The 12,438-nt window shown below is 66.2% G+C and carries 10 protein-coding genes; 9 read left to right on the top strand and 1 reads right to left on the bottom strand.

The annotated features are described in order from the left end of the window. Window positions 1-28: 28 nt before the first annotated feature. Window positions 29-1,468, top strand: coding sequence for an EAL domain-containing protein (locus tag RMR04_RS23720; protein WP_311910948.1), 1,440 nt, complete (start codon window positions 29-31; stop codon window positions 1,466-1,468). A 183-nt stretch (window positions 1,469-1,651) separates the two neighbouring features. Then, window positions 1,652-2,521, top strand: coding sequence for a TIGR01459 family HAD-type hydrolase (locus tag RMR04_RS23715; RefSeq protein WP_311910947.1), 870 nt, complete (start codon window positions 1,652-1,654; stop codon window positions 2,519-2,521). 162 nt (window positions 2,522-2,683) lie between these two features. Here the strand turns inward: RMR04_RS23715 and RMR04_RS23710 are convergent, their stop codons facing one another. Continuing rightward, a complete protein-coding gene (locus tag RMR04_RS23710; RefSeq protein WP_092169732.1) occupies window positions 2,684-3,067 on the bottom strand; it encodes a response regulator in 384 nt (127 codons plus the stop codon). 283 nt (window positions 3,068-3,350) lie between these two features. Between RMR04_RS23710 and RMR04_RS23705 the strand changes: the two genes are divergently transcribed. The 7 genes from RMR04_RS23705 (at window position 3,351) to RMR04_RS23675 (ending at window position 12,405) form a co-directional block, all read left to right on the top strand. Further along, window positions 3,351-3,791: a MaoC family dehydratase gene (locus RMR04_RS23705; protein WP_311910946.1), complete on the top strand. Its 441-nt coding sequence runs from the start codon at window positions 3,351-3,353 to the stop codon at window positions 3,789-3,791. A 194-nt stretch (window positions 3,792-3,985) separates the two neighbouring features. Further along, window positions 3,986-5,029, top strand: a complete 1,044-nt coding sequence (locus RMR04_RS23700) for a bifunctional riboflavin kinase/FAD synthetase (protein ID WP_311910945.1) — start codon at window positions 3,986-3,988, stop codon at window positions 5,027-5,029. Between the two features lie 206 nt (window positions 5,030-5,235). After that, window positions 5,236-8,193: an isoleucine--tRNA ligase gene (gene ileS, locus RMR04_RS23695; RefSeq protein WP_311910944.1), complete on the top strand. Its 2,958-nt coding sequence runs from the start codon at window positions 5,236-5,238 to the stop codon at window positions 8,191-8,193. After that, on the top strand, window positions 8,193-8,672 hold the full coding sequence (gene lspA, locus RMR04_RS23690; RefSeq protein ID WP_311910943.1) for a signal peptidase II: 480 nt from the start codon (window positions 8,193-8,195) through the stop codon (window positions 8,670-8,672). Before ileS ends, lspA begins: the two co-directional genes overlap by 1 nt. 74 nt (window positions 8,673-8,746) lie before the next feature. Then, window positions 8,747-9,412 (top strand): hypothetical protein, encoded by a 666-nt coding sequence (locus tag RMR04_RS23685; protein ID WP_311910942.1) that lies wholly within the window; start codon window positions 8,747-8,749, stop codon window positions 9,410-9,412. A gap of 348 nt (window positions 9,413-9,760) precedes the next feature. Continuing rightward, window positions 9,761-11,053, top strand: a complete 1,293-nt coding sequence (locus RMR04_RS23680; protein WP_311910941.1) for a M16 family metallopeptidase — start codon at window positions 9,761-9,763, stop codon at window positions 11,051-11,053. Between the two features lie 56 nt (window positions 11,054-11,109). Continuing rightward, the gene (locus RMR04_RS23675; RefSeq protein WP_311910940.1) at window positions 11,110-12,405 is read left to right on the top strand and encodes a M16 family metallopeptidase; all 1,296 of its coding nucleotides are present in this window, start codon (window positions 11,110-11,112) and stop codon (window positions 12,403-12,405) included. Window positions 12,406-12,438: the final 33 nt, after the last annotated feature.

The following is a 12,438-nucleotide window of genomic DNA, read 5'->3' as shown; positions in this document are numbered from 1 at the left end:
CGCGAATGCTGCCTTGGCCCCTGTCCGCTTGAATGCATTGCACCCTCTCGCCGCTGCCGTCACAGGTGTTTCGGCCGGTGCGATCACGACGTTGCTACTGCCGGGCGGATTGGGCGCAGCTGCGGGATTGCTGATCTGCGGCGGCGGGTTGATCGGCACGGCCCGGCTCTATGAGCGCCGCCTGCTGGCGCAGCGCGAGCAGATCTTCGCCGGCCTCGGCGAGGTCAAGGTCAGGCTCGCGACAAATGCGATCAGGCTGGACAACCTGTCGCAGCGCGTCGAGCAGATGCCGATGCGCGAGGCCGATGCGGCGCCGGCGCGCGCCGCGATCAATGAATTGACGGCCGAGGTCGGTCTGCTCGGCGATCTCATCCATCAGGTCGCGACCACGCTCGCCGACCACGATGCCCAATTGACCGTGGCGCAAGCGCGGCAGGCGCCGCCGCCCGCCAAGCCGGCGCCGGTTCCGGTGATCGATCCGGAGGCCGCGCGTCAGGCGCGGCTCGACGCGATCGCGGCCGAGCGCGAGGAGGCCGAGCGCGCCGCCGAACGCCGCGCCGCCGACAAGCGCGCCGCCGTGATCAGCACGGCCCTGTCCGAGGGCAAGGTCGAGGTGCATCTGCAGCCGATCGTGCAATTACCGCAGCGGCGCACACGCGGCTATGAGGCGTTGGTGCGCCTGCGGGTCGACGAGAACACGCTGCTCCTGCCCGAGGATTTCCTGTCGATCGTCGAGCAGCGCGGCTTCGGTCCGACGCTCGATGCGCTGGTGCTGACGCGTGCTTTGGCGATCGCGCGCCATCTCGGCACGAAGGAGGGCGGGCTCTTCGTCTCCTGCAATTTCAGCGAGGCGACCTGGAGTTCGTCCAAGGCACTGGCGACGCTGTCGCGCATTCTCGATCGATATCGCGAGCACAATGGCCATCTCGTGGTGGAGATGCCGCAGCGCGTCTTCCGCGCGCTGGACCCGGCGAGTCTGGGATTGCTCGGCGCGATGTCGGCCAATGGCGTGCGTTTCGCGCTCGATCAGGTCGCCGATCTGCGGCTCGATCCCATCGCGCTGTTTGATCGCGGCATTCGCTTCGTCAAGGCGCCCGCGACGCTGTTCCAGGCCGAGATGGCTGGTGAGGGTTCGCTCGACATCGCGGCGGGTGATTTGGCCTCGATGATGGCGCGGGCCTCGATCGCGCTGGTCGCGGACGAGATCGCCGACAACCCGACCGTCGCGGACATGATCGAGCTCGGCATCACCTATGCGCAGGGCCTGATCTTCTCGCCGCCGCGCCCGGTGAAGCCAGAGGTCTTCGCCGAGCCGGAGGCGGCACCGCCCGCTGCCGCAAGCGAAGCCGCACTGCCGCGCCCGACCGCCGAGGTGCTTGGCTATCCGCCGCCTGCAAGCCCGGCGCAGGACGAAGCCAAACCCGAGCGTCAGTCGTTCCGTTCCGTGCTGCGCCGCGCCAGCGCCTGATCGCCGGCATGGGCCCTGGCCCTGCGAACCTCATCGGTGCAAGTCTCATCGGTGCAAGTCTCATGGGTGCAAGTTTCATCGGCGCATGAGCGCTCAACGCCGAGAAGTGGTTGTCATTTTCCGGCATCATGCTTTTCCTTCGGGCGGTAGAATCTGCCCGATGCCATCCGGAGTGACCACGACTTGCCACCACCGAAGAGCGAAGCCACCACGGCCCTGACCGGCTTTTCCGAGATCGCCGACCAGTTCGATCTCTGCCTCTGCGATGTCTGGGGCGTGGTTCATAACGGCGTCGTGGCGCATCGCGGCGCCGTCGAGGCGCTGGTTGCTGCAAGGCAGCGCGGCGTCTTCGTCGTCCTCGTCACCAATGCGCCGCGCCCGCGCGCCGAGATCGAGCGCCAGCTCGCCGGGTTCAACGTGCCCAAGGACGCCTGGGACGCGATCGTGACCTCCGGCGATGTCTGCCGTGCCTTGATCCAGGAGCGCGCCGGCGAGCCTGTCTTCATGCTCGGCCCCGACCGCGACCTGCCGCTGGTCGCGGGGCTTGATGCTCCGCGCGTCGGGCCGGCGGAGGCGAATTACGTGCTCTGCACCGGCCTGTTCGACGACGAGACCGAGACGGCCGGGAGCTATGCCGGCATGCTGGCCGACTTCGCCCGGCGCGACCTCACCCTGATCTGTGCCAATCCCGATCTGGTGGTCGACCGGGGAGGGCGCATCGTGCCTTGCGCGGGCTCGATCGCGCTCGCCTATGAAGAGGCCGGCGGCAAGGTCATCTATGCCGGCAAGCCGCACCAGCCGATCTACGAGATGGCGGTCGCGATCATGGAGCGGGAGCGTGGCGCAGCCGTCGAGCGATCACGCATCTGCGGCATCGGCGATGCGATCCGTACCGACATCGCCGGAGCCAACGGCTTTGGCGCGACGAGCGTCATGGTGCTGGCCGGGATCCATGCGCAGGACCTGCTCGAAGCGTCCTGGGAGCACAGGCATGATTGGTTCGCCGAGCAGAGCCACCGGCCGGACTACGCATTGCCGCATCTGGTGTGGTGAGAGGGCGGAGCCAGAAGGCGGCCTCTATGCAGCCCTCATCCTGAGGAGCGCCGCAGGCTTAGTCCCGAAGGGGTGTTCCCGTTGTTTCCGGAACCTCCTGGAGCATCCTTCGAGACGCCACTTCGTGGCTCCTCAGGATGAGGGCTCAGGGGTGGAGCGCGCTCAGGCGGCGCAGACCGATTCGATCTTGGTCTTCAGCGTCTGAGCGTTGAACGGCTTGACGATGTAGTTGTTCACGCCGGCCTTCTTGGCGGCGATGACGTTTTCGGTCTTGGATTCGGCGGTCACGATGATGAACGGCGTCTGCGACAGCGCATCTTCCTCGCGCACGCGGCGCAGCAATTCGAACCCGGTCATCGGCTCCATGTTCCAGTCCGAGATCACCAGCCCGTATTTCTTGTCGCGCATCTTGGCGATCGCCGCGGAGCCGTCGGACGCATCGTCGACATTCTCAAAGCCGAGCTGCTTCAGGAGATTGCGGATGATTCGGACCATGGTCTGATAATCATCGACCACCAGGATCGGCATGGAGGGGTCGAGAGCCATTATGGTGCTCCAAGCATCAAATTCGCAGGGCGGGGCGATACCCAGGCCGCGTGCCGTCTCTAGCGGGCGGCCATGGATCGACTGTCTTAGGCCTGCGGCGTTTCAAAGCGGTTAATCCAATGCCGAAGTGACCCAACGGCATTTGCCGTTCCGCCGGCTGCAATGGCCGGCGATCACCAAAGTTCAATGGTCGAAACCGGGCGGCTGTGACAGGCTTTCGCAGATGCGAGATAGAACGGGCCGCGCCGAGCTGCTGGCCTGGAGCACCGGGACCGCCAGGACGATGACCAGCTCTCTTTATCAGGTTCATGCCTTCGAGGATCTGTCGATCGGGCAGAATGAGAGCCTGATGCGTACCGTGATGGAGCGCGACATCTCGCTTTTCGCGGATCTCTCGGGCGATGCGAACCCGATCCATCTCTGCGACCGCTATGCCGCCAGCACCAAGTTCGGCCAGCGCATCGCCCATGGCATGCTGACCGCAAGCCTCGTCTCGGCGCTGCTCGGCACACGCCTGCCGGGGCCGGGCGCGGTCTATCTCTCGCAGACCCTGACCTTCCTTGCGCCGGTCAAGATCGGCGATGTCGTCACGGCCCGCGTCGAGGTGGTGGAGCTGGTGGCCGAGCGCAGGCGGGCTCGGCTGTTCTGCGAATGCCTGGTCGACGGCAAGGCCGTGCTGGAGGGCGAGGCCTGGGTCGCGCTGCCGCCTGCGCGGAAGCTCTGAGCATGCTTTAGCGTCATGGTCGGGCTTGACCCGGCCATCTCAAGCAGGAAAGCCCCTTCTTGAACGAGGTTCTCGGGTCTTCGCTTTGCTTCGCCCGAGAATGACGGTCTCGCTCTTGGCCTTGACGCCTCTGCGGCCTTGAGGCCAAACACTGCTCCGCCCGGGCTCCTCGGGCGCCCGGACGCTTGCGATCGATGACCTTTCCCGCCGATGCGCCGCCTGCCGACGCGCAGCCTCCTGACCTGCAGCCTCCTGACCTGCAGCCTTTCGACGCGCATCCTTTCGACGCGCATGCCGCTTTCGTTCTCGACATCGAGAAACCGGTTCCCGACGCCTTGCGCGGCGCGGTCCTGGCGCTCGGCAATTTTGATGGGGTCCATCGCGGCCATGCCGAGCTTGCCCGCGTCGCGGTTGCGATGGCGGCCGAGCGTGGGGCGAAGGCCGCCGCACTGACCTTCGAGCCGCATCCGCGCAGCGTCTTCCGCCCCGACCAGCCGGTGTTCCGGCTGACGCCGCCGGCCGTGAAGCTGGAGCTGCTCGGCCAGGCCGGCCTGCCATTGACCTTCGTCCTGCCTTTCGACCGCGGCGTCGCGACGATCAGCGCCGAGGCCTTTGTCGATGATCTGCTGCTCGGCAAGCTGGGGGCGACCGGGCTCGTCTGCGGCTATGACTTCCATTTCGGCCAGGGCCGCGCCGGCTCGCCCGAGATGCTGCAGGCGCGCGCAGGCGTGCAGGGCGTGCCCGTCGCGGTCGTGCCGCCCTATGCCTGGGCTGGCGAGCCGGTCTCCTCGACATTGATCCGTATCGCGCTCGAGGCCGGTGATGTCGCCCGCGCGGCGGATTTCCTGGGGCGGCCCTGGTTCGTGCGCGGCGTCGTTGCCCATGGCGACAAGCGCGGCCGCGATCTCGGCTACCCGACCGCCAACATGCACCTCGCCCGCGATTGCAAGCTGCGTTACGGTATCTATGCGGTCAGGATGAAGATCGACGGTGTCTGGCATGACGGCGTCGCCAGCTTCGGCCGCCGCCCGACCTTCGACGACGGTGCGCCGCGATTGGAGACCTTCGTCTTCGATTTCTCCGGCGATATCTATGGCAAGCAGGTCGATGTCGCGCTCGTCTCCTGGCTGCGCGGCGAGGCGAAGTTCGATACGCTCGAAGCGCTGATCGTGCAGATGGACGCCGATAGCGTGGCGGCGCGCGACATCTTGGCGAAAACGCCGCCCTTCCTTCCGTAGACCGCGTTTGCTAGAAGCCGCAGATGCTTGCTGATCGCGCCACGCTCATAGACCTCCGGCGAATTACGGGCCCGGCTGCCGCCCTGCGCTGACGCGCGGGCGCTTGCGCAAGCCGGGGTGACCATCGCTTCCCAGTTTCACGATGGACCAGCGCCGCGCCAGCCTCGAATGGCCCGCTTGTCCGCATTGCCCGAGCCGGACCCGACATGACCGACAAAGCCGCCGACAAGACCGAAACCGTCGACTACTCCCAGACGCTGTTCCTGCCCCAGACCGAGTTCCCGATGCGCGCGGGGTTGCCGCAGCGCGAGCCGGAACTGCTCGCCCGCTGGGCCAGGATCGACCTCTATAAGAAGCTGCGCGCCACCGCGAAGGGGCGCGACCGCTTCGTGCTGCATGACGGCCCGCCCTACGCCAATGGCAACATCCATATCGGCCATGTGCTCAACAAGGTGCTGAAGGATCTCGTCGCACGCTCGCAGCAGATGCTCGGCTTCGATTCGAACTATGTGCCGGGCTGGGACTGCCACGGCCTGCCGATCGAATGGAAGATCGAGGAGCAGTATCGCGCCAAGGGCCTGAACAAGGACGATGTGCCGGTCGTCGAATTCCGCAAGGAATGCCGCGCCTTCGCCGAGAAATGGGTCGATATCCAGCGCGAGGAGTTCAAGCGCCTGGGCGTCGAGGGCGATTGGGCCGACCCTTATCTCACCATGGCCTATCCCGCCGAGGCACAGATCTCCCGCGAGATCATGAAGTTCGCCGAGACCGGCCAGCTCTATCGCGGCTCCAAGCCGGTGATGTGGTCGGTGGTCGAGAAGACCGCGCTGGCGGAGGCCGAGGTCGAGTATGAGGAGCATGTCAGCGACACGGTGTTCGTGGCGTTCCCGGTCGTCGCGCCTGCCGGCGGTCTCGCTGATGCCTCGATCCTGATCTGGACGACCACGCCCTGGACGATCCCCGGCAACCGCGCGATCTCCTTCCACAACAAGATCGCCTATGGGCTTTACCGCATCACTGCGTCGCCCGAAGGCAATTGGGCCAAGGTCGGTGCGAGCTATGTGCTCGCCAAGAACCTCGCCGAAGGCGTCTTCAAGGCGGCGAAGGTGGAGGCTTTCGAGCTGGTTTCGGATGTATCTGCCCATGAGCTGGCCGGCCTGACCTGCGCTCACCCGCTGCGCGGCCAGGGCTATGATTTCGACGTACCGCTGCTCGACGGCGACCATGTCACCGACGATGCCGGTACGGGCTTCGTCCACACCGCACCCGGCCATGGTCGCGAGGACTTCGACGTCTGGATGGCCAATGGCCGAATGCTGGCCGAGCGCGGCATCGACACCCACATCCCCTACACCGTCGATGCCGATGGCCGCTTCACCAAGGATGCGCCCGGTTTTGAGGGCAAGCAGGTCATCACCGACAAGGGCGAGAAGGGCGACGCCAACGAAGCCGTGATCAAGGCCCTTGCCGCGAGCGGCCATCTCGTCGCGCGCGGTCGGTTGAAGCACCAGTATCCGCATAGCTGGCGCTCGAAGAAGCCGGTCATCTTCCGCAACACGCCGCAATGGTTCATCGCCATGGACAAGGCGGTCGAGAGCCTGGGCAATCGCACTTTGCGCGAGGTTGCGCTCGGCGCGATCAAGGACACGCAATGGGTGCCCGCCGCCGGTGAGAACCGCATCAACGGCATGATCGCCAACCGCCCCGACTGGGTAGTCTCGCGCCAGCGCGCCTGGGGCGTTCCGATCACCGTCTTCGTCGAGAAGGAGACGGGCGCAATCCTGGTCGACGCCAAGGTCAACGCCGCGATCGCCGATGCCTTCGAGCTGGAAGGCGCCGACGCCTGGTTTACCGATCTGGACGGCGCGCGCTTCCTGAAGCCCTTCGGCTATGACCCGGCGGCTTACGAGCGCGTCACCGACGTGCTCGACGTCTGGTTCGATTCAGGCTCGACCCACGCCTTCACGCTGGAGAAGCGCTCCGATCTGCGCGCCCGCCGGCGCGGCGATGGCGGCAATGACCGGGTGATGTATCTCGAAGGCTCCGACCAGCATCGCGGCTGGTTCCATTCAAGCCTGCTCGAAAGCTGCGGCACGCGCGGCCGGGCGCCCTTCGACGTCGTCCTGACCCACGGCTTCTGCCTCGACGAGAAGGGCGAGAAGATGTCGAAGTCGAAGGGCAACGTCACCGCCCCGCAGGACATCATCAAGGATTCGGGCGCCGACATCCTGCGCCTCTGGGTCGCGGCGGCCGATTATTCCGACGATCTGCGCATCGGCAAGGAGATCCTCAAGACCTTCGTCGAGACCTATCGCAAGCTGCGCAACACCACGCGCTGGATGCTCGGCACGCTTGCCCATTTCAGCGAGGATATCCGGGTCAACGAGCCGCAGACCATGCCGGAGCTGGAGCGGTTGATGCTGCATCGGCTCGCCGAGCTCGGGCCGCAGGTCGAGGAGGCCTATCGCACCTACGACTATAAGAAGGTGGTGAACCTGCTCTCGCAGTTCATGAACACCGAGCTTTCGGCCTTCTATTTCGACATCCGCAAGGACGCACTCTATTGCGACCCCTTGTCGAGCCATGTCCGCAAGAGCGCATTGACGGTGGTCGATCATCTCTTCCGTTGCCTGGCCACCTGGCTCGCGCCGATCCTGGTCTTCACCGCGGAAGAGGCCTGGCTGGAGCGCTATCCCGAGCAGAAGGCGATGGACGGCTCGGTGCATCTCGAACTCTTCGCGCAAGCGCCTGAAGGCTGGCTCGATCCCGAGCTTGCCGAGCGCTGGAGCAAGATCCGCCGCGTCCGCCGCGTCGTTACTGGCGCGCTGGAGCTGGAGCGGGCGGGCAAGCGCATCGGCTCTTCGCTGGAGGCCGCGCCCAAGGTCTATATCGACGATCCCGATCTGAGGGCCGCGCTTTCGGGCGTCGATCTCGCCGAGATCAGCATCACCTCGGGCATCGCGATCAGCGCGGGCGAGGGGCCGCAGGACGCCTTCCGCCTGGCCGATGTGCCGGGCGTCGCGGTCGTCTCCGTGCGGGCGCCGGGCGTCAAATGCGTCCGCTCCTGGAAGTATTTCGACCCCGCGCTGGCCGATCCGGCCTATCCGGAGGTGACGCCGCGCGACGCCAAGGCTTTGCGCGAGCTTGGGCAGCGCGCGCGATGATGCCCGCGCGCCGCCTCGGCGTCTTCATCGTCGCTCTGGTCTTTGGGCTTGATCAGGCGCTCAAGCTCTGGCTGCTCTTCGGGGTTCGGCTGGCCGAGAACGGTCCCTTCGAGGTCGCGCCCTTCATGGAGATCGTGCTCGCCTGGAATCGCGGCATTTCCTATGGCCTGTTCCAGCAGGATGGCGACCTCGGCCGCTGGCTCCTGGTGGTGATCTCGTTCGTTGCCGCGATCTGGCTCGGGCGCTGGATGTGGCGCGAGACGCGGCGATTGACCGTTATCAGCCTGGCGCTGATCGTCGGCGGAGCGCTGGGCAATGGCCTCGATCGCGCGGCCTATGGCGCTGTCGTCGATTTCGTGCACCTGCATCACGGCAGCTTCAGCTGGTACATCTTCAACATCGCCGATGCGGCGATCGTTGTCGGCGTGGCCGCTCTGCTATATGAGTCCTTCCGTTCCAGCCCGGATAAGCCGGCATGATGCGCGCTTCGCCATCGTTTTGCCGCGCGCCTGAGGTTGAAGTGGGGATGAAAAAATCCCGAGGGAGGTTTGAGATGGCTCATCGCATCCGCGTGACGCATTGGCTCCTGGCCGGTGGGCTGCTGCTTGCGGCCTCGCCCGCCTTCGCGCAGGAGGGCATGCTCTTCAAGAATCTGATGGAGGGCGTCATCGGCGGCAAGGCCAATAGCGACATCGAATACCGGCAGCGGCCGCCGCTCGTGGTGCCTCCCGGTTCGACCCTGCCGCGGCCGCAGGAGCCGGCGAGCGCGCGCAATGCCGCCTGGCCGAATGATCCCGAAATCGTCAAGCGTCGCGCCGAGGATGCACGCGCGCTGGTGCCCGCCACCGAACGCGAGAAGTACAAGGACAATCAGCGCCCGCTGCTAAGCCAGGAAGAGCTGCAAAAGGGCCGTGTCGCAGGCCGCGACAGCCGGCCGTTCCAGCCGCAGCAGTCGAAGACCTATGAGGAAAACATCGGCCCGATCCGGACCGGTCGCGACATCGCCGCGGGCAAGAACGCCGAGGATTTGGCGAGCCTGACCTATGGTGGCGAGCCGGACCGGAAATATCTCTACGAGCCGCCGGTCGGCTATCGTCGCCCGGCCGGAACGGCGCCTGTCGGACCTGGCAGGAATGCCCCGCGCGAGGACACGCAGGCCGTGGGACAGAAGGAATTCGTTCAGGGTACGCCCATGCCGACCCTGCCGGCGATCAACTGAGACGGGCGTCGCGTCTGGTTCTCCGAGGGATGGCGGCCTATATGGGTTGAGAGCCTCTAACAAAACCTGGAGGGGTCTCGATGGGTTTTGGAGGAGGTGGATGCTAGGAGAAGCGCGCAGCCGATACCCTTTGGTATCGGCAAGTCGTTTCGACGCAGCAGGCGCCCCTCCAAAGCCCACTTTCGGCGCCGGGAATTCGATCGTCCGCGGCGTCGCGTCGCTTGCCTATGCCATTGGCATCGGCTTCGTGCCGCTTCTGGCGGAACGAACGAATTGCCGGCGTCGAGGCCCCTCCAGGTTTTGTTAGAGGCTCTTCATGCCCCGCCGCCAACCCACCACGGTCCCGCGATGACGATCCATATCCCACCGACCCGCATGAGCGTGCCTGTCGAGTCGTTTCGGCTCGGCAACGGCCTGGAGGTCGTCGTGGTACCCGACCATCGCGCCCCGGTCGTCACCCATATGGTCTGGTACCGCAACGGTTCGGCCGATGATCCGGCGGGCAAGTCCGGCATCGCCCATTTCCTCGAACATCTGATGTTCAAAGGCACGGCCCGCTGGCCGGCAGGCGAATTCTCCAAGATCGTCGCCGGCTTCGGCGGGCAGGAGAACGCCTTCACCTCCTACGACTACACCGCCTATTTCCAGCGCGTGCCGAAGCAGCACCTGCGCGCCATGATGGATTACGAGGCCGACCGGATGACCGGGCTCGCCTTCGACGAGAGCGTTGTCGGACCAGAGCGCGACGTTGTGCTCGAGGAGCGCCGCATGCGCGTCGATTCCGACCCGGCGGCTCAGCTCAGCGAGGAGTTCTCCGCGGCGATGTTCGTGCATCATCCCTATGGCACGCCGATCATCGGCTGGGAGCACGAGATCGAGGAGCTGAACCGCGACGACGCCTTCGCCTACTACCAGCGCTTCTACACGCCCGAGAATGCGATCCTGGTCGTTGCCGGCGATGTCGAGGCGAAGGAAGTGCGCGAGCTCGCCGAGGCAACCTATGGCCAGATTGCTGCGCGCGGCGAGACCCCTTCCCGCAAGCGTCCAGCCGAGCCCGATCCGCGCGCGGCGCGGCGCGTCACGCTGAGCGATCCGCGCGTGCACCAGCCTTCGTTGCGCCGGGGCTGGCTGACACCGACCTATCTCAGCGGCGATCGGACCGAGGTCTTCGCTCTGGAGATCGCTGCGGAAATCCTTGGCGGTGGCACCACGTCGCGGCTCTATCGCAGCCTCTGCGTCGAGCAGGAGCTCGCCGCCGGCGCCAGCGCCTATTTCATGGGCTCGATGGTTGATCGCTCGGCTTTCCAGGTCTCGACCAGCCCGCGCCCGGGCGTGGAGATGGCCGTGCTCGAAGCCGGCCTCGATGCCGCACTCGCGACCTTCCTGGCGGAGGGGCCCAGCGAGATCGAACTGACGCGCGCCCGCACCCGGCTCGTTGCCGAGACCATCTTCGCCCGCGACAGCCAGTCTTCGCTCGCCCGCATCTTCGGGGCCTCGCTTGCCGTCGGTGAGACCGTCGAGGATGTGTTGACCTGGCCCGAGCGCATCGAGGCGGTTCCGCGCGAGGCGGTCGTCGAGGCCGCGCGCCGTTATCTCCGGCCCGACCGCTCGGTCACCGGCCTTTTGCTGCCGGTCGCCTGACCGTCTGCCCTCCTTTCAACCGGGCGGGGCGTCATGTCCCGCTTTCAGGAAGCGACATGAACGCGCCCATCCCCGTTGCCCATTCCGCGATCGCTGGCCCCTCCGTCGCTGTGCAGAAGGTCCGCTCCACTGCCGGCGTCGAGGCCTGGCTGGTCGAAGAGCATAGCCTGCCCCTGATCGCGATCGACTTCGCCTTCGACGGCGGCGCGACCCGCGACCCCGAGAACGGGGCCGGCAGCGCTTATATGATCTCCGGCCTGCTCGATGAGGGCGCCGGCGATCTCGATGCCGAGGCCTTCCAGGGCAAGATGGCCGACCACGCCATCAGCCTCGGCTTCGATGCGCGCCGAGACGATTTCCACGGCCAGCTCCAGACCCTGTCGCGCCATCGCGATACTGCTTTCGAATTGCTGGCGCTGGCGCTCAACGCGCCGCGCTTCGATGTCGACGCGGTCACGCGGGTGAAGTCGCAGATCGTTGCCGGACTGCAGCGCCAGGCGCAGAACCCCGAGACGCTCTGCCGCAATGCGCTTTATGCGGCGGCCTATCCCGGCCACCCCTATGGCCGGCCCGAGAAGGGCGATATCGACAGCGTCTCGAAACTGCAGGCGGCAGGGCTCAAGACGCTCACCCGCGATCTGCTCAGCCGCGGTGGCCTCAAGATCGTCGTGGTCGGTGACATCACCGCCGACGAGCTGGCGCAGCGTCTCGACCAGATCTTCGGCGCCTTGCCGGAAGGCAGGCCGCGTGCTCTGCCGGGCACGCCGCTGCCGATCCAGGGGCTGGGCCAGACCCATGTCATCGATCTCGACGTGCCCCAGACCGTGCTGCGCTTCGTCGGGCCGGGATTGATGCGCAACGATCCCGATTTCATCGCGGGCAGCGTGCTGAATCATATCCTCGGTGGCTCGGCCTTCACCTCCCGCCTCTTCCTCGAGGTGCGCGAGAAGCGCGGCCTCGCCTATGGCGTTTCCTCCAGCCTGCTGCCCCTGCGCGAGAGCGCCATGCTCGTCGGCGGCACCGCGACGCGCAACGACCGCGCGGCGGAATCGCTTGTCGTCATCCGCGAGGAGATGGCCAAGCTCGCAAATGAGGGGCCAAGCGAGCATGAAGTCGAGGAGGCCAAGCGCTACATCATCGGCTCCTATCCGCTGCGCTTCGACACCTCTCCCAAGATCGCCGCCGAACTGCTCAGCCTCGCGGTCAACGGCTTCGAGCCGGAGTTCCTGAGCGAGCGCAACCGGCTCTTCGCCGAGGTCACGCTCGCCGATATCTGCCGCGTGGCCAAGCGTCTGTTCGGCGATCCGCGCTTGCTGGTGCAGGCCGTCGGTCGGCCGGTCGGCCTCGTCTGAACCCTCTCGTCCTTTCCCTCAGGCACAGCGACG

The organism is Bosea sp. 685 (assembly GCF_031884435.1).
GTDB lineage: Bacteria > Pseudomonadota > Alphaproteobacteria > Rhizobiales > Beijerinckiaceae > Allobosea.
The sequence above is the reverse complement of the archived record's forward strand: the minus strand, read 5'-3'. Positions and strand labels throughout refer to the sequence as shown.

Coding starts and splice junctions, on each gene's coding strand:
- RMR04_RS23700 (WP_311910945.1), top strand. CDS start 3,986: ATGACCTTTCCCGCCGATGCGCCGCCTGCCGACGCGCAGCCTCCTGAC.
- ileS (WP_311910944.1), top strand. CDS start 5,236: ATGACCGACAAAGCCGCCGACAAGACCGAAACCGTCGACTACTCCCAG.
- RMR04_RS23685 (WP_311910942.1), top strand. CDS start 8,747: ATGGCTCATCGCATCCGCGTGACGCATTGGCTCCTGGCCGGTGGGCTG.
- RMR04_RS23680 (WP_311910941.1), top strand. CDS start 9,761: ATGACGATCCATATCCCACCGACCCGCATGAGCGTGCCTGTCGAGTCG.
- lspA (WP_311910943.1), top strand. CDS start 8,193: ATGCCCGCGCGCCGCCTCGGCGTCTTCATCGTCGCTCTGGTCTTTGGG.
- RMR04_RS23710 (WP_092169732.1), bottom strand. CDS start 3,067: ATGGCTCTCGACCCCTCCATGCCGATCCTGGTGGTCGATGATTATCAG.
- RMR04_RS23705 (WP_311910946.1), top strand. CDS start 3,351: ATGACCAGCTCTCTTTATCAGGTTCATGCCTTCGAGGATCTGTCGATC.
- RMR04_RS23675 (WP_311910940.1), top strand. CDS start 11,110: ATGAACGCGCCCATCCCCGTTGCCCATTCCGCGATCGCTGGCCCCTCC.